Below are 22,081 nucleotides of genomic sequence, written 5' to 3'. Positions count from 1 at the left end.
AGGTCTCCAGGAGGGGGGCTCAGAAGCCCGGGATGAGGCTGACGACGAGGTCGATCAGCTTGATGCCGACGAACGGTGCGATGACCCCGCCGAGCCCGTACACGACGAGGTTGCGGCTCAGGATCGACGAGGCGCTCGCCGCGCGGTACTTCACGCCGCGCAGCGCGAGCGGGATGAGCACGATGATGACGATCGCGTTGAACACGATGGCGCTCGTGACAGCGGACGCCGGCGACGACAGCTGCATGACGTTGAGCGCCGCGAGCCCCGGGAACACCCCCATGAACATCGCCGGGATGATCGCGAAGTACTTGGCGATGTCGTTCGCGAGCGAGAACGTCGTGAGGGCGCCGCGCGTGATGAGCAGCTGCTTTCCGATCCGGACGATGTCGATGAGCTTGGTCGGGTCCGAGTCGAGGTCGACCATGTTGCCGGCCTCCTTCGCCGCCGACGTGCCCGTGTTCATCGCCACGCCGACGTCGGCCTGCGCGAGGGCGGGTGCGTCGTTCGTGCCGTCGCCGGTCATCGCGACGAGGTGACCGCCCTCCTGCTCCTTGCGGATCAGGGCGAGCTTGTCTTCGGGCGTCGCCTCCGCGAGGAAGTCGTCGACACCCGCCTCTCTCGCGATCGCGGCAGCGGTCAGCGGGTTGTCGCCGGTGATCATGACGGTGCGGATGCCCATCGAGCGCAGCTCGTCGAAGCGCTCGCGCAGCCCGTCCTTGACGACATCCTTCAGGTGGATGACCCCGAGCAGCGTCCCGGCACCGGATGGGTCGAGGGTCGCGACGGCGAGCGGCGTGCCGCCGGACTGCGCGATCGCGTCGGCGTGGTGCAGCAGCTCGGCGCGGGCCTCGGCCGAGACCGGTCGTGCCGATGCGTCGAGCCAGGCGAGCACCGACCCCGACGCGCCCTTGCGCACCTGTGTGCCGTCGGGCAGGTCGACCCCGCTCATGCGCGTCTGCGCCGTGAAGGCGACCGCCACGGCGTCGCGCGGCAGCTCGCCCACCACGTGCTGCGAGGCCGCGAGCTCGACGACCGAGGTGCCCTCGGGTGTCGGGTCCGACAGCGACGAGAGGGATGCCGCGCGGGCGAGCTCGGCGCCGTCGACGCCGGTCATCGCGACGAACTCCGACGCGCGGCGGTTGCCGTAGGTGATCGTGCCGGTCTTGTCGAGCAGCAGGGTCGTCACGTCGCCGGCCGCCTCGACCGCACGGCCCGACATGGTCAGGACGTTCCGCTGCACGAGACGGTCCATGCCCGCGATGCCGATGGCCGACAGCAGGGCGCCGATCGTGGTCGGGATCAGGCAGACGAGCAGCGCGACGAGCACCGGGATGCTGACGGGCGAGGCGCTGTACGACGCGATGGGGTTCATCGCCAGCACGACCACGACGAAGACGATCGACAGGCTCGCGAGCAGGATGTTGAGGGCGATCTCGTTGGGCGTCCGCTGACGCGCAGCGCCCTCGACGAGGGCGATCATCCGGTCGACGAAGGTCTCGCCGGGCTTCGACGTGATCCTTACGACGATGCGGTCGGAGAGCACCCGGGTGCCGCCCGTGACGGCGCTGCGGTCGCCGCCGGACTCGCGGACGACGGGAGCCGACTCGCCCGTGATGGCCGACTCGTCGACCGTCGCGATGCCGTCGACGATGTCGCCGTCGCCCGGGATGAGCTCACCGGCCTCGACGAGCACCACATCCCCGAGTCGCAGGTCGGCCGAGGGCACCTCTTCGGTCGCGGAGCCACGGGCCGCGGCATCCGTCCGCTCGTCGTACGAGACCACCCGGCGCGCGGTCGTCGTCGTGCGGGTCTTGCGCAGCGCCTGGGCCTGCGCCTTGCCGCGGCCCTCGGCGACGGACTCCGCCACGTTCGCGAAGAGGACCGTGAGCCACAGCCAGACCGCGATGCCCCAGGTGAAGCCCGCCGGAACCGCCGTGCCGCCCGAGGTCTCGGGACCGCCGAGGAACGGCTCCGCGATCGCGATCGCCGTCGTCAGGGCCGCGCCGACCCAGACGAGGAACATGACGGGGTTCCGCCACTGGGCGGCGGGGTTGAGCTTGCGGACCGCGCCGGGGAGGGCGGCACCGACCTGCTCGAGGCTGAACGCGCTGCGCCGGCGCGGTGCCGGGCTGGCGTCCGGGTCCGCGGACGACGGGCCGGATGAGGGCCGGGTTTCGGTCAGAGGGGCAGACATCAGGAGAGTCCTTCGGCGAGGGGGCCCAGGGTGAGGACCGGGAAGTAGGTGAGCGCGGTGATGATGACGACGACGCCGGCGAGCAGGCCCGCGAACTGCGGGCGGTGTGTCGGGAGGGTGCCGGCGCTGGACGGCACGGTGTCTTGAGCGGCGAGCGAGCCGGCCAGGGCGAGGACGAGGACGATCGGGATGAACCGGCCGAGCAGCATCGCGACGCCGAGCGCCGTGTTGAGCCACGGGGTGTTGGCGGTGAGGCCGGCGAAAGCCGAGCCGTTGTTGTTCGCCGCGGAGGTGAACGCGTAGAGGACTTCGCTCAGGCCGTGGACGCCCGGGTTCCAGATCGAGGTGCCCTCGACGTCGGCGCGCACGGCCGGGATCGCGAAGCTCAGCGCCGTTCCCGCGAGCACGAGCGTCGGCGTCACGAGGATGTACAGGCTCGCGAGCTTGATCTCGCGCGGCCCGATCTTCTTGCCGAGGTATTCGGGCGTGCGTCCGATCAGCAGGCCGCCGACGAAAACGGCGAGGATCGCGAGCACCAGCATCCCGTACAGCCCTGAACCGACCCCGCCGGGAGCGATCTCGCCGAGCATCATGTTGAGCATCGGCATCATGCCGCCGAGCGGTGTGAAGCTGTCGTGCATCGCGTTGACCGCGCCGGTCGAGGTGAGCGTCGAAGCGCCGCCGAACAGCGCCGATGCGGCGACGCCGAACCGGGTCTCCTTGCCCTCCATCGCGGCGCCGGCGAGCTGCGTCGCCGTGCCGCCGCCCGACGCCTCGGCCCACGAGCCGAGGGCGATCGAGGCCAGGAAGATCCCGCCCATGACCGCGACGATCGCGTAGCCCTGGCGATCGTCGGCGACGATCCGGCCGAAGGCGCGCGGCATGGCGAACGGGATGACGAGGAGCAGCAGGATCTCGAACAGGTTCGTCCACGGCGTCGGGTTCTCGAACGGGTGGGCGGAGTTCGCGTTGAAGAACCCGCCGCCGTTCGTGCCGAGCAGCTTGATGGCCTCCTGGCTGGCGACCGGTCCGCCGGGGATCGACTGCGCCCCGCCGGCGATCGTCTGCACGTCGGTGAAGCCGGCGAAGTTCTGGATCACCCCACCCGCGAGCAGCACGACGGCCGCGACGATCGCCATCGGGAGGAGGATGCGGCCGAGCCCGCGCACCAGGTCGACCCAGAAGTTGCCGATCGTGCCGGAACGGCGATACGCGAAGCCGCGGACGAGGGCGATGGCGACGGCCATGCCGACCGCGGCCGAGACGAAGTTCTGCACGGCCAGACCCGCGAACTGCACGGTGTAGCCGAGCGTGGTGTCGGGGGAGTACGACTGCCAGTTCGTGTTGGCCACGAACGAGATGGCGGTGTTGAACGCGAGATGCTCGCTCGGTGCGGGCAGGCCGAGGCTGAACGGCAGGAGCGGCTGGAGGCGCTGCAGTCCGTAGACGATCACGACGCCGACGAGCGAGAACAGCAGCACGCCGCGGGCGTAGGCCTGCCAGGTCTGCTCGGCGCGTGGATCGACGCCGATCAGGCGGTAGACGCCCCGTTCGACGGCGAGGTCGCGCGGCGACGTGTAGACGCGAGCGATGTGGTCGCCGACGGGCCGGTACAGCAGGACGAGGATGAGGACGAGGGTCGCGATCTGCAACGACGCGAACCCGATCTGCGCGGCATCCACGTCAGAACCGTTCGGGCCGCACGAGGGCGACGACGAGGTAGACGATGGCGGCGACGGCCAGCACCGCCGCGAGGAGCGAGAAGACCATCACAGCTTCTCGACCCCCCGAGCGATGAGGCCGGCGACGGCGAAGAGCGCGAGGATCGCGGCGAGATAGATGAGGTCGAGCACGAGATCCGATGCAACACCCCGCCCGATGCCGCGCCCGCTGTCCTCACGGAATCCATACGGCCCCGCGCCCGCTCCTCACGCCGCCCTCACGGTTCTGGTGCCGGCTCGGCGCCCGGTGGCGATACATCCGTCGGGCGGCCGGTGCTGCTGTCGCCTCCGACGTGCGCCCAGACGACACCAGCACCACCGGTCCTGCAGATGTATCGCCAGGCCGGGCCTCCCGGCCGGATCAGGGGCGGGGTCAGGGCGCGAGGGGCGAGGACTCGTCGTCGATGACCCCGATGCCGACGGCGTGGTGGCTCGGCTCCTCGTCCTTCTGCTCCGGAGCCTTGGGCTCTTCGCCCGGCTCCTTCGCGACGCTGGGCTCTTCGAGCTCCTCCGTCGAGGGGTTCTCGTCGGGGGCGTGCTGGGCACCCTCGTCGGCGTGCTCGGCCTCGTTGTCGTGGTGATCGGTCATGTCGTTCTCCCTTCCACTCCCAGCGTGCGCCGATCCGGCCGACCATGTCACCGGCTTGACGTAGCGACTCGTGTGGCCGAAGGGACCGGGCCCGTACCGCGCGGGGCCCATCGGTAGGGTTCCCGCATGACGTCCCGGACGGGCACCCGCGCGCTGAAACTGTTGTTCGCCTTCGTGGCTGCGGTGCTGTGGGCTGGAGCCCTGCTGGCAGCGATGCCCCCCGGCATCAATGACGGGCCGAGCGGCGCCTGCGCGCACGCTGCGGGCAACCGTCTCGTGTTCGACTCATCCGTGGTGCCCGAATCCGTCGCGGCCCAGGGCGCCTGGCAACTCTTTCCCCTCGGCGTCGGATGCCGCTACACGGCCCCCACGGGAGAGTCGGTGTTCGTCGGGCCGAGTTTCGGGCCGTCGATCATCGCCCTCCATGCGCTCGCCGTGACCGTCATCCTGGCCGGTGTCGTCGTGAGACACAGCTGGCGCGAGCCGCGTCGCCACGACGACCTCCTGCGGGCGTAGGGTCGCGGGATGGACCCGGAAGCGCGACTGCACGAGCGCAAGCGTGAGCTCACCGTGCAGCTCGACCGGCTGGATGCCGACGACGACAGCCTTCGTCACGACCGCGCCGACGCCACCGCCGACGACGAGCACGACCCCGAGGGGTCGACGCTGTCGGGGGAGTGGCAGCGGGTCGAGGCTCTACGTCGAGCCGCGCGGGCAGAGCTCGCCGAGGTCGAGGCCTCCCTCGCCCGCGTCGCCGCAGGCACCTACGGTGTGTGCGCGAGCTGCGGCCGCGACATCCCGGTCGAGCGCCTCGAGGTCCGCCCCCACGCGACGATGTGCGTCGCCTGCGCTTCGCGCTAGCCGCGCCCGTAGCTGTTCACGCCGCCCGCATCCGGTCGAACCTCGGAGAATCGCGCGAGATTCGGACGGATGTGGCATCCCGGTCCGAGTTTCGCGTCGATCTCCGAAATTCGTTCCGCCGCGGGTGTTGACACCCGCCACCCCGAGCCCTAACGTACAACCAAATGGTTGCACGAAACGAACCCCGACCGAGTGAGCGGAGCGAGCTGAGCGATGACGACATCGACCGTCTCTTCCACGCGCTCGCTACGGCGACGCGTCGCGACATCCTCCGCCGCACGATCGAGCACGAGCAGTCGGTGTCGGCGCTCGCGGCCGACTACGACATGTCGTTCGCCGCGGTGCAGAAGCACGTCGGCGTCCTCCAGACGGCCGGCCTCATCGTCAAGCGGGCGGAGGGGCGCGAGCGCCTCGTCCGCGCCGACCCCGCCATGATCGCCCGCGCGCGGGCCCTGCTCGCCCGCTACGAAGACCTCTGGCGTGCCCGCGTCGATCGCCTCGACGCCCTGCTCGCCGAGCCCGAAGACTGACCCCCGCAGACCCGCAGACCCGCAGACCCGCAAGCCCGCACACCCACCCCACGCGCACCATCCGTTCGAAGGAGAATTCGATGCCCGTCACCGACATCACCACCGATGCCGAGAACCTCACGATGACGCTCGTGGCGGATGTCGCCGCGCCCGTCGACCGCCTCTGGCGCGCGTTCACGCAGCCCGCGCAGCTCGAGCGCTTCTGGGGCCCTCCCGGCTGGCCCGCGACCTTCACGCGGTTCGACTTCACCCCGGGCGGACGCGCGCAGTACGCCATGTCGAGCCCGCAGGGCGAGAAGTCGCGCGGAACCTGGGAGTTCATCACGATCGAGGAGGGCCGCAGCTTCGAGGTGCTCGACGCGTTCGCCGACGAGAACGGCGAGCCGATGGAGCAGTTCCCGGCGATGCGCATGCTGTTCTCGTTCGAGACGACCGAGACCGGCTCGCGCCTGACGAACGTCACCTACTTCACGTCCGCTGAGGGGCTCGAGCAGGTCATCGCGATGGGCGCCATCGAGGGCTCGCGCCTCGCCATGGGCCAGCTCGACGCGGTCGTGCAGGACCTCCGCGCCTACGCGCAGGGGCAGGGCACGCACGTCGAACTGCTCGACGACACGCATGTGCGCATCACCCGGTTCATCGACGGTCCGCGTGAGCTCGTCTGGCGCGCGCACCATGAGACCGAGCTGCTGAAGAAGTGGATGCTGGGTCCGGACGGCTGGTCGATGACGGTCGCCGAGCCCGCCACCGAGGTGGGCGGGACGTTCCGGTACGCGTGGGAGCAGGAGGGCGCCCCCGAGACGGCGTTCGGGTTCGAGGGCGAGCTGCTGCAGCTCGACGCGCCGCGCCGCGAGGTCGCGACCGAGCGGATGTCGGGAGTCGAGGGGCCCGGCACGGTCAACGACCTCCAGCTCTACGAAGAGGACGGCGCCACCCTGCTCACGCTCCTCATCGAGTATCCCGACAAGGAGACGCGCGACACGGTCCTCGCTACCGGCATGGCCGACGGCATGGAAGACTCCTACGCCCGCCTCGAGGCGGAGGTGCTGTCAAAATGATGGGGTGACGGAACCCGTGATCGCCCTCCAGAACCATCCCGGCGACGTGGAGTTCCCCGTCCGCCCTCGGCGGCGGTACACACGGATGCTGGACGCTCGGCGCAAGGCCGACCCCAAGGCCATGCGCAAGCGGGCGTTCCCCGTGACGGCGATCGCGGTGCCGATCGGCATCCTGGGCTTCGTGCTGTCGTACGTGTGGGTGGGCAGCGAGGATTTCGGGAACAACCTGTTCGGTCTCTTCCTCGGGATGTGCGCGGGCCTGCTCGTCGCGTCGATCGTCCTCGCTGTGCGCGACGCCCGCGCTCCGCGCAACGCGCAGCGGCAGTACCTCGCGCTCGCGGCGCGGAGTCCGCTCACGCCGCGGCAGCAGCAGATCCTGGCGCTCGACGCCGCGAGCGACTTCGCGATGCGCGGGTGGAACTCCTCGCTCGCATTCACGCCGACGTTCGCCGAGTTGCCGCAGGACCTGCGCGCCAAGCACCGTGACGGCGCCGACGGATCACCCTGGTTCGCGATGCCGTTGCCGGGCATGCAGCAGCTCCGCGCTGCGCTCGACGAGCAGTTCAAGATCGTCTCGCGCTCCGACGCCGAGCTTCTCGTCGCGGACACGCTCGCCCGCGGCGTGCTCTCGACGCGGTTCGCGGAGGTCGCGCAGAGCGATGCGGCAGAGCACATGATGTCGCGCATCGCGGCCCTCACCGACCTGCCGGTCTTCGACATCCACGACCTCGCGCGTGGCGATGAGGAGCGTCCGCCCCGGCTGCTGCTGGCCGCCGACATCGAGCGCGCGATCGGCGGCGTCCGCTACGCCTACGTCGCGGGGTACCTGACCGCCGACGAGGCGTGGGCGCTGCTCGAGCCGTTGGCGACGCGCGCGTTCACCACGTACCAGGGTCGCGACGAGTACTGGCGCGAGGTCGTCATCGCGACGGCGTTCCGCACGGATTCGCTCGAGTCGGTGCAGCGCCAGCGCGAGACGCTCGCGGAACTGCAGCGATCGGACTGGCCCGCGGCATCCGTCGCCTGGCCCTCGGCCTGACCGGCGCTCGGCCCTCGGCCTGAACCGACCTCTGCGGCCGATCCGCGGTGAGCCGGGGCTCAGGCCCGGCCGAGGCCGTCTTCGAGGGCGACCCAGGCGAGCATCGCACACTTGACGCGCGCCGAGAACTTCGAGACGCCCGACAGCGCCGCGGCATCGCCGAACGTCTCCTCGTCCAGGGGGATGCTGCCGCGCGAGCGCAGCGCCTCGCGGAAGCGTTCGATGAGGGCGGCCGCGTCGGCCCGCGTCATCCCGTCGCCCTCGACCTCTTCCTCGACCAGCGAGGCGAGCATCGAGGCCGAGGCCTGCGAGATCGAGCAGCCCGTGCCCTCCCACGACACCTCGGTGATGCGGTCGCCGTCGACGGCGACGCGCAGCGTGATCTCGTCGCCGCAGACGGGGTTCTTCTGGTGCGAGTCGGCGTGCGCCGCATCGCCGACGTCGTGGAGGGGGTTGCCGACCGGGTGCTTCGAGTGGTCGAGGATGAGCTCCTGGTACAGGGAGTCGAGCCCGGTCATGCGTGCGCCCCTTCGGCCTGATCGCTGACGCCGAAGAAGCCGCGGATGCCGCGCACCGCGTCGAGGAACAGGTCGACGTCGTCCTCGGTGTTGTACAGCGCCGCCGAGGCGCGGACGGATGCCGTCATCCCGAACTGCCGGTGCAGTGGCGCGGCGCAGTGGTGCCCGACCCGCACCGCAATGCCTTGGGCATCGAGGAACTGGCCCGCGTCGTGCGCGTGCACGCCGGCGACGTCGAACGACCACAGGCCGACGCGCTCCGCGCCCGGGGCGTCGCCCAGCAGGCGGACGCCGGGGATCTCGCGGAGGCCCGCGCCCATGCGCTCGGCCAGGGCGACCTCGTGCGCGTGGATGTTCTCGGGTCCGACGTCCTGCAGGTAGCGCACGGCCGCGGCGAGACCGATCGCGGGTCCGACCGCCTGCGTTCCGGCCTCGAACTTCTGGGGAGCCGGTAAGTACTCGGCGTGGTCGAGCGTCACGGTGGTGATCATCGATCCGCCGGTGAGGAACGGCGGCAGCGCGTCGAGCACCTCGGCGCGGCCGTACAGTCCGCCGATCGCGTAGGGGCCGAGCATCTTGTGACCGCTGAAGACAGCGAGGTCGACGCCGAGCGCCGGCAGGTCGAGCGGCAGGTGCGGGGCCGACTGGCACGCGTCGAGCACGGTCGTAGCGCCGACCGCCTGCGCGAGGGCGACGATCTCGGCGACCGGGTTGACGATGCCGAGCACGTTCGAGACGTGGGTGAAGGCGACGATCCGGGTGCGTTCACCGATGATGGATGCCGCGGCATCCAGGTCGAGCGTGCCATCTGCCCGTGCGGGGATGTGGCGGAGCACTGCGCCGGTGCGGGCGGCGAGCTCCTGCCACGGGATGAGGTTGGCGTGGTGCTCGATCGCCGTCGTGACGATCTCATCGCCCGGGGTCAGCGCGTACGGTGCGGATGCGGGCGCGCCGCGGCCGAGCGTGGCGTTGCCGATCGCGTAGGCGACGAGGTTCAGGCCGGCTGTCGCGCCGCTCGTCCAGACGAGCTGCTCGGGCTGGGCGCCGACGAAACCGGCGACGGCGGCGCGGGCATCCTCGAAGAGATCGGTCGCCTCGGCCGCGAGGGTGTGGGCACCGCGGTGGACGGCGGAGTTGGCGTGCGTGAGGAAGTCGCGTTCGGCGTCGAGGACCGCCGTGGGCTTCTGGCTCGTCGCGGCGGAGTCGAGGTAGACCAGCCGGTGCCCGTTGACCTCTTCCGAGAGGATCGGGAAGTCGGCGCGCAACGACACCGCGTCGAGCGGGCTGACGCGCGGCGAAGCGGCGGGAACGGCGGGAGAGCTCACTCCTCTAGGCTACGCCCGCCCGCCGGCCCGGGCTCGGGTCGCTCGGGGCGGCGGCGCGTGCTCGGAGCGGTTCGGGGCCGCGGATCCGAGCTTCCGCCTCCGTCAGCCTGCCGTAACTCCTCAAACCCGTGCCATCGAGGGCCGGACCGGCCTGCTGGCGGCGGTGCTGCGCCCGCGCTTGAGGAGTTACTGCGCGCGTTCGCGCGAGACCGCCGCGCCGGGCTCAGCGCTCGTCGGGCGAATCGGTGTGCGCCACCAGGCCGTAGGTCGCGGAGGCCCGGCCGGCGCGGTCGTCGCCGGGCATCGGGCGCGAGCGTCGGCCGTAGACGATCTCGGAGGAATCGAGCAGCCACGGCACGAGGGTGATCTGGACGCCGTGCACCATCATCAGCTGCTGAGCGATGCGGCGGGCGCGTCGGTTGTGCAGGAAGGTCTCCCACCAGTGTCCGACGATGTACTGCGGCAGGTACACCGTGACGACGGATGAGCCGTGCTTCTCGCGGTACTTGCGGATGAACGCCGCGAGGGGAGCCGCATGTTGGCGGTAGGGCGACTCGATGATCACGAGCGGCACCGGCATCCGGTGCACCTCCCAGTCGGTCTGCACATCCTGCGCCGACTCCTTCGACACCGCCACGTGCACCGCGATGGTCTTGTCGTGCTTCGCCGAAAGGGCGTAGTCGACGGCCTTCGCGACGGGCTTCTGCAGGCGGTTCACCAGGACGAGGGCGACGTCGCCCGTCGAGCCGTAGTGCACGTCGTCATCCATCGCGATCTCGTGCTCGACGTCGCGGTAGTAGCGGCTCACCCCGACCATGAGGAACGCCAGGATCGGGATCGCGATGAACACGAGCCAGGCGCCGTGGGTGAACTTCGTCACGGTGACGATGACGAGCACCGCGACGGTGAAGGTCGCCCCGATCCCGTTGATGATCAGTCCGCGGCGGGCCTCCGCGCGGTCGGCGGCGGCGGTCGGATGCAGCAGCCGCAACTCACGCCGCCAGTGCTTGACCATCCCCACCTGACCGAGCGAGAACGACACGAACACGCCGATGATGTACAGCTGGATGAGGGTGGTCAGGTCGGCTTGGAACACGACGAGCACGAGGATCGCGGCGAGCCCCAGGATGATCATGCCGTTGGAGAAGACGAGCCGGTCGCCGCGGGTGTTCAGCGACTTCGGCGCGTAGCCGTCGCGGGCGAGCACGGCGCCCAGCAGCGGGAACCCGTTGAACGCCGTGTTCGCGGCGAGCAGCAGCACGCAGGCGGTCGCGGCCTGGATGATGAAGAACGGGATCGACCCCATGCCGAACGTCGCGGCGGCTATCTGCGCCATGAGGCTCGGCTGCGGCTGGTTGACGCAGTCGAAGCCGACGAGGGCGCAGGGATCTTCGGCGTAGTGGACGCCGGCGATGAGGCCGAGCGCCGTCAGGCCCGAGAACAGCAGGATGGCGATCGTGCCCATCATGACGAGGGTCTTCTGCGCGTTCGCGATCTTCGGGGCGCGGAAGGCCGGCACACCGTTCGAGACCGCCTCGACTCCGGTCAGGGCCGAGCAGCCGCTCGAGAACGCGCGCAGGATCAGCAGGATGAGCGCGACCTGGCTGAGGCTCTCGGCCTCCATCGCGAACTGCGCGCTCGAGGCGACGGGGGCGTCGCCGAGCAGCGTGCGGATGAGCCCGGTCGCCACCATGACGCCGACCGAGCCGATGAAGATGTAGGTCGGCACCGCGAATGCCGACGAGGCCTCGCGCACCCCGCGGAGGTTGACGATGATGATGAGGACGACGAACCCGACCGCCAGCTCGACCCGCCAGGGGGCGAGGCCGGGCAACGCCGAGATGATGTTGTCGACGCCGGAGGCCACCGACACGGCCACCGTGAGGATGTAGTCGACGAGCAGCGCCGCGGCCACGACGACCCCGGCCTTCTCGCCCAGGTTAGTGCGCGCGACCTCGTAGTCGCCGCCGCCCGAGGGATAGGCCTTGATCAGCTGCCGGTAGCTCAGCACGACGACGATGAGCAGGGCCACCACCGCCAGCGCGACCCACGGGCTGAAGGCGAGCATCGCCGTGCCGCCGATCGCGAGGATCATCAGCAGTTCCTGCGGCGCGTACGCGACCGACGACAGGGCGTCGGAGGCGAAGATCGGCAGGGCCCGGCGCTTGGGGAGGAGCTGGTCGTCGAGCTTCTCGGAATCGAGCGGGTCGCCGATGAGGATGCGCTTCGCGATCGGCGTGGTTTCCTCGCCCGGTTCGCGACTGTCAGTGGTCACGGCGGGCGACATTACGCCTGGCGCGGCATCCTGCGCAATCTCGCCGCGCCGAGCGTCACCGGAGCGTTGACGAACCGTGGTTTCTGCGTTCGGTTCAGAGCCCGCTGTAGGGGCGGTACAGGATGTCGGTGACGCCGAGGCCTTCGGTCGCGTCCGCGAAGACGCTGTACGACAGGTCTCGCACCGGACCGTCGGGAGAGAGGAAATCAGTTCGGTCGATGTCGAAGACAAAGCGCAGTTCGCCGTCGCCGGGCATCGCCCATTCGTCGTCGGGACCGTTCGAGCGCACCGCATCCGCGGCCGAGCCGATGGTGAGCGCGAATTCGGGTGTGATGGGCACTTCCTGCACCTCGTTCGCCCCGATGCTGACCCACGTCGGGATGCCGTACTCGTCCCGCGGCTTGTTGCCGTCGACGAAGATCATGTCGTACAGCGCGAAGCCGGCCCAGTCGTAGATCGTGTAGTCGGGGAAGTGGGTGCCGTCTCCGGTCTGGACGCCGAGCTCGGGCTCCGTTCCGAACGCCTCGGTCAGTGCGGCGACGGCCGGCCCGACCTCATCGCGCCAGCGGAACTCGAGCAGCGTCGATCCGTCATCGGCGACGATCGTGAAACCGGTCGCGGCCATGACCACCTCGGCTGCGACGGGTGCGGCATCCGCCGGTGTGGGTGTCGGCGTGGGCGTCGGGGTCGGCCCCGATGCCGCGCTGGTCTGAGTCGGGGCCGGGGACGACGGCGCAGCCGCGGGTGCGGCATCGCGCTGCGCGAGCAGGAACACGACCACCGCCGCCACGATCAGCAGCACCCCCGCCACGATCGAGAGCACGATGAGGGGGCGCCGCGATGTCGCTGTGGTCATACCCGCCATCCTGGCAGGGGAGTCACCGCCGGCGGCATCCCGGCCTGGCACGGAGACCCTCTCAGCGCCCGGCGCGGAAGGTGTAGGTGACCGTGACCTTGCTGCCCTCGACCGTGACGGCTGCTCCGAAGCGGCGCTGACCGTCCTGGTAGAAGGTGTTGCGGTCCGAGCCGAACACGAACGAACCGCCCTGGCCGGAGTCGGGACCGAGCGCCGCGACCTCGTCGGCCGACATGTCGAGCTCGACCCCGAAGTCGTCCGTCACGGGTACGTCGATGTCCGAGTCGTAGGAGACGTAGGTCGGTGCGGGAACCTCGGCTCGCGGGCGGTTGCTCTCGCTGAGATACACGTCGTAGAGCCGGAAACCCTCCCAGACGTAGATCCGATACGCATAGTTCTCGGCGTCGCCGTTCTGGAAGTCCTCCGTCGGAGCCGCGCCGAAGAGCTCGGTGAGTGCCGCCACGGCCGGAGCCGCGTCATCCGCCCACGCGTGGGTGAAGGTCGTCGATCCGCCGGCATCGGTGATCGTGAACCCGTCCGCGGTCACCGCGACGCCCGCGGCCGCGGCCGGGGCGCTCGGGCTCTCCGAAGGCTGCGGAGTGCCGGACGGCTGCGGGATCGACTGCGTCGCCGGAGCAGTTGGCACCGGGCCGGCCGCGGGCTCCTGTCGCTGCGACTGCTGCGTCAGATAGATCGCGAACACCACGATGACGGCGACCACGAGCAAGCCGGCGATGCTCGACAGGATGACGAGCAGGCGACGATCGCCGCCGCCGCCGTCGTCGCTCCGCTCGGCAGGACGCGGCGCGAGGGGCTCGTCGGGCCAGTCCGCCATGACGGACGGCATCCCCGACGCCTTCTCTCGCTTGGGTCCGGGCTCACGCGACGCGCGGGGCTTCTTCTCGCGAGGCTCGCGCGGCTGACGCGCTTCACGCGGTTCACGCGGCTCCCGCGGCGCCTTCTCGCGCTTCGCGCGCTCGGGCTTGGCCGGCGGCTCGTAGGGCTCGAAATCGGCGAACGGGTCGTTGGGGTCGCTCATGCGAGGAACTCCTTGGCTGCCACGACGAGGTTCTCGACACCGCGCTCGATCGTCGGATGCATGACCGGCGCGAAGAACGGGGAGTGGTTGGTGGGGATGTCGCGCTCGACGGTGCCTGCTGCGACGGCATCCGCGAACTTCTGCGGGTCGACGCCGCCCCAGAACCAGAACACGAGGGGAACGCCGGCCTCGCGCGCGAACCACGAGACGTCCTCGCTGCCGGTGAACATGCCGGGGTCGACGACGCTGCCCTCGCCGAAGGCGCGCTCGAATGCGGCGGTCAGACGGGCCGTCGCGGTGTGGTCGTTGATCGTCGGGGGCAGGGTGTGGTCGACGGTGATCGCGGGCTCGGTCTCGGCACCGGATGCCGCCGCTTCGGCGCGCACGATGCGTTCCACCTTTGCCATGACGCGCTCGCGCGCGGCGTCGTCGGGGTAGCGCAGGCTGAGCTCGAGCTTCGCCTCGGCGGGGATGATGTTGTTCTTCAGGCCGGCGTGGATCGAGCCGACCGTCACGACGGCGACGTCGCGCGGGTCGACCTCGCGCGAGACGACCGTCTGCAGGCGCATGACCGTCGCCGCCGCCATCACGACGGGATCGATGGTGGAGTGCGGGCGCGAGCCGTGGCCGCCGCGACCGTGCAGCACGACGCTGAGGCCGTCGGATGCCGCCATCTGGGTGCCCGGCCGCACGCCGATCACGCCGGCGGGCAGGGGCGTGACGTGCTGGCCCAGCACGATGTCGGGCTTCGGGAAGCGGTCGAGCACGCCGTCGGCGATCATCGCCTGCGAGCCCGCGCCGTACTCCTCAGCGGGCTGGAAGACGGCGACCACGGTTCCCGACCACTCGTGCTGCGTGGCGATGAGCTGCTCGAGGGCTCCGAGAAGCGCGGTGACGTGCATGTCGTGGCCGCAGGCGTGCATGACGGGCACGTCGTTGCCCGCGGGGTCGACGCCGCGCGCCGTCGAGGCGTACTCGAGGCCGGTCTGCTCGGGTACCGGGAGGCCGTCCATGTCGGCGCGGAGCCACACGACGGGACCGTCTCCGTTGCGGATCGCGGTCACGACACCGGTGCGGCCGATGCCCTCCTGGTACTCGAGACCGAGCTCGCTGAGCCGAGCCGCGATGACGGCGGCCGTCCGCGTCTCCTGGAACGACAGTTCCGGGTGCCGGTGCAGGTCGGTGTAGAGGGCGTCGAGGTCCAAGGCCATGCTCCGAGCCTACGGGAGGGCGCCTGCGCGCTGCCCGGGGGTCGCTGCGCCGGTTTCAGGCCGGCGGGGCCGTGCTCGACCGCTCGACGAGCGCGAAGTCGAGGTCGGCCGGGGGCTCGGACGCCGCCCCGCGAAGCGCGGCGATCATCGCCGAGGCCACGCGCTCGCCCTGTCGGCCCGGGAACTGGTCGACCGTTGTGAGGCCGAAGAACTCGCCGAGGTCGTGGCCGTCGACCCCGATGATCGACACGTCCTCCGGAACGCGCAGCCCGAGCTCGCGCGCCGCCAGCATCGCCCCGATCGCCATCTCGTCCGAGGCCGCGAAGATCGCGGTGGGGCGGGTCTCGGCGTCGCGGAGCAACCGCGTCGCGGCATCATGCCCGCCGGCCATCGTGAAGTCCGCCGCCGCGAAGCGGTCTGTCCGCGGGGCGACGCCGGCCTCGGACAGGGCGGCCTCGAAGCCCCGGCGACGCTGTGTGGGGATGTGGAAGTCGCCCTCGAACTGCGGATGCAGGCCGATGTGGGCGATGTCGCGGTGCCCGAGGCCGAGCAGGTGCTCGGTCGCCGTCCGGGCCACCTCGATCTCGTCGACGGTGAGCGACCGCAGGCCCGCGAGCTGCCCGCCCATCGCGATGACCGGCAGGCCCAGGTCGCCGAGCTGCGCGATCTCGTCGCGTGCGAGTGCCATCGACACGACGATGACGCCGTCGACGCGCTGCCGTCGCAGCGAGGTCGCGAACACCCGGCGGCGTTCGTCGGCCTCGGCGGTGAGGGCGTACAGCGCGACGTCGTAGCCGTCGCGCTGCAGGGTCGCGGCGATGCCCGTGAGCACGCGCGAGAAGAACCAGCGGTCGAGGATCGGCACGAGTACGCCGATGTTGCGGGTGCGTCCGGACGCGAGGCTCGAGGCCGCCGACGAGACGACGTAGCCGAGATCGGATGCCGCCCGCAGCACGCGTTCGCGCGTCGTGGGCGACACCGGACCCCGGCCGCTCAGGGTGCGGGAGACGGTCGCCGTCGAGACCTCGGCGCGTCGCGCGACGTCGTCGATGCCGACCATCTCCCGCTCCTCTCGTCAACTCACGCGGATCCAGACCGCCGCGTCGACGGGCAGCTCGGCCACGTCACCGGCGCTCTCGGCGAGATCGGCGACGCTCGAGACCAGGATCTCACCGGCGGGCAGTGCGACCGCATCCGTGCCGGTGTTGGCGACGACGAGCACGTCGCCGTTGCGGAACGCCACGACGTCGTCACCCAGCTGCAGATCGACCCACTCGAGCGATCCGGCGCCGAGGTCGTGCCGGCGACGTGCGGCGAGCAGCTCGCGGTAGAGCGTCAGGGTCGAGGCGGGGTCGCCGTCCTGCACCGAACGCGCGAGGCCGTGCCACTCCTCGGGCTGCGGCAGCCACGAGGCCCCGGTCGGGCTGAACCCGTATCCGGGGGCGTCGGCCTCCCACGGGATCGGCACGCGGCATCCGTCGCGGCCGTAGCGCTCACCGTCGGTGCGGAACCAGGTCGGGTCCTGACGGGCGTCATCGGGCAGGTGCACGACCTCGGGCAGCCCGAGCTCCTCGCCCTGGTAGAGGTAGGCCGAGCCGGGCAGGGCGAGCATCAGGGTCGTCGCGGCGCGGGCGCGGGCCAGGCCCACGACGGCGTCCGGCTGACCGGGGGAGTCGGGGCCGAGACCGTGGCCCTGCGGGTTCTCCGCGGTCAGCGCCAGGCGTGAGGCGTGGCGGACGACGTCGTGGTTCGACAGCACCCAGGTCGCGGGCGCGCCGACCGCGGGGAAGGCGCGCAGCGACTCGGAGATCACCTCGGTGAGGTGGTCGGCGTCCCACTCGGTCTGCAGGTAGGGGAAGTTGAACGCCTGGTGCATCTCGTCCTGGCGCACCCACAGGGCGGTCTCGTCGACGGTGGGCAGCCACGCCTCGGCGCACAGGGCCCGGTCGCCCTCGTACTCGGCGAGGATGCGGTTCCAGCGGCGGTAGATGTCGTGCACGCCCTCCTGGCCCCAGTAGGGCACGTCGAGGCTGTCGCCGCCCATCGATCCAGCGTCCTCGGCCGGCACGAAGTCGGGCAGGCCGTCCGACTTGACCAGGCCGTGGGCGACGTCGACGCGGAATCCGTCGACGCCGCGGTCCAGCCAGAACCGCAGGATGCGCTCGAACTCGTCGCCCACCTCGGGGTTGGCCCAGTCGAAGTCGGGCTGCGTCGAGTCGAACAGGTGCAGGTACCACTGGCCCGGCGTGCCGTCGGGGTTCGTCGTGCGCGTCCAGGCGGGGCCGCCGAAGACCGACTCCCAATTGTTGGGCGCCTCGTCGCCGTTCTCGCCCTTGCCGTCGCGGAAGATGTAGCGCGCGCGCTCGGCGCTGCCCGGCTCCGCCGCGAGCGCTTCCTGGAACCAGGCGTGCTGATCGGACGAGTGGTTCGGGACGAGGTCGACGATGACCCGGATGCCGCGGGCGTGCGCCTCGTCGAGCATCGTGTCGAAGTCGGCGAGGGTGCCGAAGAGAGGGTCGACGTCGCAGTAGTCGGAGACGTCGTAGCCGGCATCCTTCTGCGGCGACCGGAAGAAGGGGCTCAGCCAGACGGCATCGACGCCGAGGTCGGCGAGGTCGCCCAGGCGCGAGGTGATGCCGGCGAGGTCGCCGATGCCGTCTCCCGAGGCGTCGGCGAACGAGCGGGGATAGATCTGATAGATGACGGCGGTGCGCCACCACTCGGCGCCGGGCCGGGAGATCCCGATCGGGGCGAGGGTGGATGCCGCCGTGTCCACGGAAGAGGAGGTCATGGCGCTCACTCTAGTGCAAGCGCTTGCAGTCGCGACCTCGCCGTCGGAGGAGCATCAAAACGGGCCTAGGGTGGTTCGGTGACTTCCGACCCCCTCGAGCACGCTGAGTCGCTCATCGCGCTCATCCCGGACTTCCCCGAACCGGGCATCCTCTTCCGCGACATCTCGCCGCTGCTCGCCGACGCGACCGCGCTGCGCACCGTCGTCGACGCGATCGTCGCGCCCTTCGCCCGTGAGTTCGACGTCGTCGCCGGCGTCGAGGCGCGCGGATTCCTCATCGCCGGCGCCGTCGCGGCGGCGAGCGGTGTCGGCATGGTGCCGATCCGCAAGGCGGGCAAGCTGCCGCGCCCGGCGGCATCCGTCTCGTACGACCTCGAGTACGGTCAGGCGACCATCGAGATGGCGGACGATCTGCCACGCGGTACGCGCGTGCTCCTCGTCGACGACGTGCTCGCGACCGGTGGCACGCTGCGCGCGGCCCAGCGCCTGCTCGAAGGCCTCGGGCACCGGACGGTCGGCACCGCCGTTCTCATGGAGCTCGTCGAGCTCGGCGGCCAGGACGTCTGCGGCCCGGTCCACACGATCTTCCGCGTCTGAACCGCCGGGCCCCATCAGGGCCCGGCGGCTCAGGGCTCGACGATGTTGAGCGGCTCCTCGCCGGCGGCGAGGCGCTCGATCTGCGTGCGGACGAGCTTCGCGATCCGCGGACGCATGGCGTCGGCCGCGCCGCCCACGTGCGGCACGACGAGCGCGCCCGGAGCACCCCAGAGCGGGTGGTCCTCGGGCAGCGGCTCGGGATCGACGACGTCGAGGGCGGCGCGCAGGCGCTCGGACTGCAGCTCGGACACGAGGGCGTCGGTGTCGAGCACCGTGCCGCGTCCGACGTTGACGACGAGCGCGCCGTCGGGCAGCAGCGCGAGCTCACGGGCGCCGATGAGGCCCTTCGTCGTCTCGCCACCGGGCAGCGTGATCATGAGGATGTCGGTGCGCGGCAGCAGCTCGTCGAGCTCGTCGATGCCGTGCACGTGGACGCCGTCCTCGTCCCGGGCTCGGGACGCGACCGGGACGATCGTCGTCTCGAACGGCAGCAACCGGGATGCCACGGCCTTGCCCACCCCGCCGTAGCCGAGGACGAGCACCGTGCGATCAGCGACGCTGCGGCTGAACTGCGGTGCCCAGCGCGCGGACTCCTGGTTGCGCACGTAGTCGGCGAGGTCGCGCTGCGCCGCGATCGCGAGGCCCACCGCGATCTCGGCGGTCGCCGTCTCGTGGACGCTCGACGCATTCGCCAGCTTCGTGCCCTCGGGAAGGTAACGCCCCATGCCCTCATAGCCGATCGACTGGCTCTGCAGCATCCCGACGCTGATGTTCTCGAGAGCCGAGAGGAGTCGCTTGCCCGACATGTACGGCGGAACGACCATGTCGAACGCGTCTCGGGGCGCGGGGGACCGCAGGTCCCACACCACGAGGTCGACCCCCTCGGGCACGGCGCCGATGTCGGCTGCCAGCTCGTCGGTGGGCACGCTGACGACGATGGGGCGGGGGGATTCGATCATGCCCCCACGCTACCGACCCGGTGCTCAGACGCGGGCGAGCACCGCCGCGACGGCCGACGTGAAGAACGTGAGCCCGTCGGTGCCCGAGCGCATCGCGTCGCTGGTGTTCGGGCCGAATCCGGGCTCGACGGCGTGCTCGGGGTGGGGCATGAGCCCGACTACGTTGCCGCGCTCATTCGTGAGACCGGCGATGTCGTCGAGCGAGCCGTTGGGGTTCACTCCGCGGTAGCGGAACGCCACGAGACCCTCGCCCTCGATCCGCTTCAGCGTCTCGGCCGAGCACGTGAAGCCACCGTCGGCGTTCTTCAGCGGGATGACGATCTCCTGGCCGTTCTCGAAGCCGCTCGTCCAGGCGGTGTCGGCGTTCTCGACGACGAGGCGCTGGTCGCGGCGGATGAACTGCTGGTGGGCGTTGCGGATCAGGCCGCCGGGCAGCAGATGCGCCTCGACGAGCATCTGGAAGCCGTTGCAGATGCCGAGGATCGGCATGCCCTTGTCTGCGGCATCCTTCACCTCGGCCATGATCGGCGCGAGCGCCGCGATCGCGCCGGCGCGGAGGTAGTCGCCGTAACTGAAGCCGCCGGGCAGCACGAGCGCGTCGACACCGTCGAGGTCGTGCGAGCCGTGCCACAGCGCGACGGGCTCGGCGCCCGCGAGACGGACGGCGCGCTGCGCATCGCGGTCGTCGAGCGAGCCCGGGAAGGTGATGACACCGATGCGCGCGGTCACTCCACGACCTCGATGTTCACGACGTCCTCGATGACCGAGTTCGAGAGGATCTCGTCGGCGATGCGGCGAGCGGTCTCGAGGGTCGCGTCGTCGGCGCGGTCGACGGTGAGCTCGAAGCGCTTGCCGATGCGGACGTCGGAGAAGCCGGCCACGCCGAGACGAGTGAGAGCTCCCGACACCGCCTTGCCCTGCGGATCCAGGAGCTCGGCCTTGGGCATGACGTCGACGACGATGGTGGGCATTGCTCGCTCCGGAGGTCGCGGGATGGGTGCGCGACCAGTCTACGGGTGGGAAGGCGCCGCTCGTCCGCCGCATCCGGCCGGTGTCGTGACCCGATCGTGACCATCCACTTCGGGAGCGCTCTCTTGAGTTCCTGGGAGCGCTCCCGTATGGTCATGGGCAATCGGTGAGAGCGCTCCCATAGTCGGGTGCGAACCGCCGCGCACCAGATACCGCAATCACGAAGGAGTGACACGTGAATTCACGCGCACTGCGGCGGATCGGCCTCGTGGCCGGCGTCGCAACCACCTCGGCCATCGTCCTCGCCGGATGCTCGGGCGGAGGTGACCAGGCCGCATCCGGGGGCGACTCCGACACCGTCACGCTCGCGACGTTCAACGACTTCGGTTACACCGACGAACTGCTCGCCGAGTTCACCGAGGAGACCGGCATCAAGGTCGTACACACCAAGGCGGCGACCTCGAACGACGCCCGCACCAACTTCTTCCAGAAGCTTGGCAAGACCGGCCTCGCCGACGTCGAAGGCGTCGAGGTCGACTGGTTCCCCGAGATGATGCAGTACTCCGACCTCGTCGCCCCGGTGCCGGACGAGCTCGCCGGCCGTTGGCTCGACTGGAAGGAGAAGGCGGCGACCGACGCCGCGGGCAACCTCGTCGCGTACGGCACCGACGTCGGACCGCAGGCGATCTGCTACCGCGCCGACCTGTTCGAGGCAGCCGGCCTGCCCACCGACCGCGAAGAGGTCGCCAAGCTCTTCCCGACATGGGACGCGTTCTTCCAGGTCGGCAGTGACTACGTCGCCAAGACGGGTGAGCCCTTCATCGACTCGGCGAACTCCGTTTTGCAGGGCGTCGTGAACCAGCTCGACGTCGCCTACGAGGAGCCGGACGGCACGGTCATCGCGACCGAGAACCCCGACATCCGCGCGGCCTACGACACCGTCGTCGACAAGGCGATCCCGATCGCCGCCTACCCGGGACAGTGGTCCGACGACTGGTACGCGGCCATGGCGAGTGGCAAGTTCGCCGCGATGCTGTGCCCGCCGTGGATGCACGGCATCATCGAGGGCGAAGCCCCCGACATCGCCGGATGGGACATCGCCAACGCCTTCCCCGAGGGCGGCGGCAACTGGGGCGGTTCGTACCTCGTCGTCCCCGCCAACGGCAAGAACGTGACCAACGCGCAGAAGCTCGCCGACTGGCTGACGTCTCCCGAGACGCAGATCAAGGCCTTCAACAACGCCGGTACGTTCCCGAGCCAGCCCGAGGCGCAGTCGAGCCCCGACCTGACCGGGTTCGTCAACGAGTACTTCAACGACGCTCCTTCGGGTCAGATCGGCATCGACCGCGCCAACGCGATCACCGTCACGACCTTCAAGGGCCCGAAGTACTTCCAGTTCCACGACGCCCTCGGAAACGCCATCACGCGCGTCTTCGACGGCATCGAGGACAAGGAGACCTCCTGGAAGACCTGGGTGACCGAGGTCGGAGCCTTCTGACCCACCCTGTCGGGGCGCATCGGATCATCGGTGCGCCCCGGCGTCCCC

22 protein-coding genes are annotated in these 22,081 nt (G+C 70.6%); 7 read left to right on the top strand and 15 right to left on the bottom strand.

From position 1 onward, the window contains the following. Positions 1-19: 19 nt before the first annotated feature. From kdpB to ACLBWJ_RS08430, 4 genes are all read right to left on the bottom strand, one after another. On the bottom strand, positions 20-2,197 hold the full coding sequence (gene kdpB, locus ACLBWJ_RS08445) for a potassium-transporting ATPase subunit KdpB (protein WP_447660109.1): 2,178 nt from the start codon (positions 2,195-2,197) through the stop codon (positions 20-22). Beyond that, a complete protein-coding gene (kdpA, locus tag ACLBWJ_RS08440) occupies positions 2,197-3,879 on the bottom strand; it encodes a potassium-transporting ATPase subunit KdpA (RefSeq protein ID WP_404568401.1) in 1,683 nt (560 codons plus the stop codon). Before kdpA ends, kdpB begins: the two co-directional genes overlap by 1 nt. 1 nt (position 3,880) lies before the next feature. Further along, positions 3,881-3,967, bottom strand: coding sequence for a K(+)-transporting ATPase subunit F (gene kdpF, locus ACLBWJ_RS08435; protein WP_064955215.1), 87 nt, complete (start codon positions 3,965-3,967; stop codon positions 3,881-3,883). Positions 3,968-4,291: 324 nt separating this feature from the next. After that, positions 4,292-4,507: a hypothetical protein gene (locus ACLBWJ_RS08430; RefSeq protein ID WP_023953215.1), complete on the bottom strand. Its 216-nt coding sequence runs from the start codon at positions 4,505-4,507 to the stop codon at positions 4,292-4,294. A gap of 126 nt (positions 4,508-4,633) precedes the next feature. On the opposite strand from ACLBWJ_RS08430, the gene ACLBWJ_RS08425 reads away from it, so the two are divergent. The 5 genes from ACLBWJ_RS08425 (at position 4,634) to ACLBWJ_RS08405 (ending at position 7,995) form a co-directional block, all read left to right on the top strand. After that, a complete protein-coding gene (locus tag ACLBWJ_RS08425) occupies positions 4,634-5,023 on the top strand; it encodes a hypothetical protein (RefSeq protein WP_354451617.1) in 390 nt (129 codons plus the stop codon). 9 nt (positions 5,024-5,032) lie between these two features. Next, entirely contained in the window at positions 5,033-5,368 is a 336-nt protein-coding gene (locus ACLBWJ_RS08420; RefSeq protein ID WP_103841693.1) for a TraR/DksA family transcriptional regulator, read from the top strand. A 164-nt stretch (positions 5,369-5,532) separates the two neighbouring features. After that, positions 5,533-5,898 (top strand): ArsR/SmtB family transcription factor, encoded by a 366-nt coding sequence (locus ACLBWJ_RS08415; protein WP_274178091.1) that lies wholly within the window; start codon positions 5,533-5,535, stop codon positions 5,896-5,898. A gap of 80 nt (positions 5,899-5,978) precedes the next feature. After that, the gene (locus ACLBWJ_RS08410) at positions 5,979-6,956 is read left to right on the top strand and encodes an SRPBCC family protein (protein ID WP_274178092.1); all 978 of its coding nucleotides are present in this window, start codon (positions 5,979-5,981) and stop codon (positions 6,954-6,956) included. 4 nt (positions 6,957-6,960) lie between these two features. Beyond that, a complete protein-coding gene (locus ACLBWJ_RS08405) occupies positions 6,961-7,995 on the top strand; it encodes a DUF1266 domain-containing protein (protein ID WP_274178093.1) in 1,035 nt (344 codons plus the stop codon). A gap of 59 nt (positions 7,996-8,054) precedes the next feature. Here the strand turns inward: ACLBWJ_RS08405 and sufU are convergent, their stop codons facing one another. The 8 genes from sufU to ACLBWJ_RS08365 all read right to left on the bottom strand — a co-directional run bounded on the left by sufU (position 8,055) and on the right by ACLBWJ_RS08365 (position 18,010). Then, positions 8,055-8,513, bottom strand: a complete 459-nt coding sequence (sufU, locus tag ACLBWJ_RS08400) for a Fe-S cluster assembly sulfur transfer protein SufU (protein ID WP_023953189.1) — start codon at positions 8,511-8,513, stop codon at positions 8,055-8,057. Then, on the bottom strand, positions 8,510-9,838 hold the full coding sequence (locus ACLBWJ_RS08395; RefSeq protein ID WP_274178094.1) for a SufS family cysteine desulfurase: 1,329 nt from the start codon (positions 9,836-9,838) through the stop codon (positions 8,510-8,512). Before ACLBWJ_RS08395 ends, sufU begins: the two co-directional genes overlap by 4 nt. A 223-nt stretch (positions 9,839-10,061) precedes the next feature. Beyond that, positions 10,062-12,125 (bottom strand): APC family permease, encoded by a 2,064-nt coding sequence (locus ACLBWJ_RS08390; RefSeq protein WP_447660107.1) that lies wholly within the window; start codon positions 12,123-12,125, stop codon positions 10,062-10,064. A gap of 82 nt (positions 12,126-12,207) precedes the next feature. After that, a complete protein-coding gene (locus ACLBWJ_RS08385; RefSeq protein ID WP_447660106.1) occupies positions 12,208-12,969 on the bottom strand; it encodes a hypothetical protein in 762 nt (253 codons plus the stop codon). A gap of 61 nt (positions 12,970-13,030) precedes the next feature. After that, the gene (locus ACLBWJ_RS08380; protein ID WP_447660105.1) at positions 13,031-14,008 is read right to left on the bottom strand and encodes a hypothetical protein; all 978 of its coding nucleotides are present in this window, start codon (positions 14,006-14,008) and stop codon (positions 13,031-13,033) included. After that, entirely contained in the window at positions 14,005-15,219 is a 1,215-nt protein-coding gene (locus tag ACLBWJ_RS08375; RefSeq protein ID WP_323987001.1) for an amidohydrolase, read from the bottom strand. Before ACLBWJ_RS08375 ends, ACLBWJ_RS08380 begins: the two co-directional genes overlap by 4 nt. Positions 15,220-15,274: 55 nt before the next feature. Further along, positions 15,275-16,279 (bottom strand): LacI family DNA-binding transcriptional regulator, encoded by a 1,005-nt coding sequence (locus ACLBWJ_RS08370; protein ID WP_447660104.1) that lies wholly within the window; start codon positions 16,277-16,279, stop codon positions 15,275-15,277. 15 nt (positions 16,280-16,294) lie between these two features. Further along, complete coding sequence (locus tag ACLBWJ_RS08365; RefSeq protein WP_114588919.1) at positions 16,295-18,010, bottom strand: glycoside hydrolase family 13 protein; 1,716 nt, start codon at positions 18,008-18,010, stop codon at positions 16,295-16,297. Between the two features lie 78 nt (positions 18,011-18,088). On the opposite strand from ACLBWJ_RS08365, the gene ACLBWJ_RS08360 reads away from it, so the two are divergent. Further along, positions 18,089-18,607 (top strand): adenine phosphoribosyltransferase, encoded by a 519-nt coding sequence (locus ACLBWJ_RS08360; protein WP_112615769.1) that lies wholly within the window; start codon positions 18,089-18,091, stop codon positions 18,605-18,607. A gap of 29 nt (positions 18,608-18,636) precedes the next feature. Here the strand turns inward: ACLBWJ_RS08360 and ACLBWJ_RS08355 are convergent, their stop codons facing one another. Genes ACLBWJ_RS08355 through purS form a run of 3 tightly spaced genes read right to left on the bottom strand, consistent with a single transcriptional unit; the run spans position 18,637 to position 20,537 of the window. Next, positions 18,637-19,566, bottom strand: a complete 930-nt coding sequence (locus ACLBWJ_RS08355; protein WP_274178100.1) for a 2-hydroxyacid dehydrogenase — start codon at positions 19,564-19,566, stop codon at positions 18,637-18,639. Positions 19,567-19,590: 24 nt separating this feature from the next. Next, positions 19,591-20,295, bottom strand: coding sequence for a phosphoribosylformylglycinamidine synthase subunit PurQ (purQ, locus tag ACLBWJ_RS08350; RefSeq protein ID WP_274178101.1), 705 nt, complete (start codon positions 20,293-20,295; stop codon positions 19,591-19,593). Beyond that, positions 20,292-20,537: a phosphoribosylformylglycinamidine synthase subunit PurS gene (gene purS / locus ACLBWJ_RS08345; protein WP_023953132.1), complete on the bottom strand. Its 246-nt coding sequence runs from the start codon at positions 20,535-20,537 to the stop codon at positions 20,292-20,294. Before purS ends, purQ begins: the two co-directional genes overlap by 4 nt. Positions 20,538-20,770: 233 nt before the next feature. Between purS and ACLBWJ_RS08340 the strand changes: the two genes are divergently transcribed. Next, positions 20,771-22,033: an ABC transporter substrate-binding protein gene (locus ACLBWJ_RS08340; RefSeq protein ID WP_282501830.1), complete on the top strand. Its 1,263-nt coding sequence runs from the start codon at positions 20,771-20,773 to the stop codon at positions 22,031-22,033. Positions 22,034-22,081 lie beyond the last annotated feature (48 nt).

This window comes from Microbacterium sp. M4A5_1d (genome assembly GCF_053345465.1).
This window is presented reverse-complemented; position numbering and strand designations above follow the sequence as displayed.